Genomic DNA, 1,177 nt, shown 5'->3' on the forward strand with positions numbered 1-1,177 from the left:
ATCGACAGGCCTGACACATGACCGCACCGATCACATGCCCGGCGGCACGAATTTGCCCTTGCATGAACCGGGGCATCCACACATGGAGCCTCCGGAAAACCCGGCGCGGTTCAGTATTCGCCATTCACTGCACGGTTCTGGACCACTTCGGCCAGTTCCGCGACGACCCTGGCCTTCCAGGGGATGCAGGCGCATTCCTCGGCCGCGTCCTGTTGCCCGTCGGGGCGCACGGTTATCAGCTCCATGATACCCATTCCGATCAATCCAGTTGCGCGCCACGCCGCTCGGGGATGAGCAGCCACATGGCGAGGAAGTCGAGAAGATACAGCGCCGCAAGCAAGGCGATGGCCGCCGCGATGGCACCCACCACCAGCGGGCCGAAGCTGCCCACCGCCCGGCCGATATTGAACAGCACGTTCTGCGCCGTGGCCCGGGCCGAGGTGGGATAAAGCTCGCTGATCAACGCGCCATAGCCGCCCATCATGCCGTTGACGAAAAAGCCGGTCACCGCGCCGATTACCAGCAGGTGGATCGGGTCGCTCAGCCGCGAATAGATCAGCACCATGATCGCGGCCATGATCATATAGGTGAAGAAGGCGGGCCGGCGGCCGACATGATCTGCCAGATGGCCGAAGCAGAAGATACCGGCGGCCATGCCGAGGATCGTGACCGAGGTTCAGCGCCGATTGGGTCAACTCAAAGCCGGACTGGCTGGCCAGATAGCTCGGCATCCAGATCATCATGCCGTAATAGCCGAAGCTCTGCACCAAGCACAGGATCACCATGCCAAGGCTGAGCTTGCCGGTCTGCTTGTTCTTGACCAGCAATTTCAAGGCGGATTCCTTGGGCGCCTGCCTGGTCTCGGCCACGAAGACCTCCGGCTCGTGCAGTGAATGGCGGATCCAGCAGGCTACAAATGCCGGGAAGATGCCGAGGGCGAACATGCCGCGCCAGCCGATCTCGGGCAGCAGCATCGGCGTCACCACCACTGCGGCCAGTACCCCCGTCTGGCCGTCCAGTGCGACATAGGACGTATGCCTGCGAAACACCATCCAGCCCTGTCGGCACCAAGCCCCGCTCAGTGGCGGTACTCGGCCCGGACCCGGGCGCCCTACCCTTGAAAGCTGTTCGGCAACACTTGGCCCCGCGCGCGCGATCCCGCCTATGGCATTCGTTG

2 protein-coding genes and 1 pseudogene are annotated in these 1,177 nt (G+C 63.3%); all 3 read right to left on the reverse strand.

Features of this window, described 5'->3' with window-relative positions; translation table 11 throughout:
• Positions 1-110 precede the first annotated feature (110 nt).
• The gene (locus BLT64_RS27705; RefSeq protein WP_260155542.1) at positions 111-245 is read right to left on the reverse strand and encodes a hypothetical protein; all 135 of its coding nucleotides are present in this window, start codon (positions 243-245) and stop codon (positions 111-113) included.
• 14 nt (positions 246-259) lie between these two features.
• On the reverse strand, positions 260-664 hold the full coding sequence (locus BLT64_RS27210) for an MFS transporter (RefSeq protein WP_302848021.1): 405 nt from the start codon (positions 662-664) through the stop codon (positions 260-262).
• A gap of 25 nt (positions 665-689) precedes the next feature.
• A pseudogene (locus BLT64_RS27800) lies at positions 690-1,052 on the reverse strand (MFS transporter); the annotation flags it as partial.
• Positions 1,053-1,177: the final 125 nt, after the last annotated feature.

The sequence above is a fragment of the Paracoccus denitrificans genome (assembly GCF_900100045.1).
Lineage (GTDB): Bacteria > Pseudomonadota > Alphaproteobacteria > Rhodobacterales > Rhodobacteraceae > Paracoccus > Paracoccus denitrificans.

Bases quoted from the DNA above. Each gene is read 5' to 3' on its own strand.
- BLT64_RS27705 (WP_260155542.1), bottom strand. From the start codon at position 245: ATGGAGCTGATAACCGTGCGCCCCGACGGGCAACAGGACGCGGCCGAG.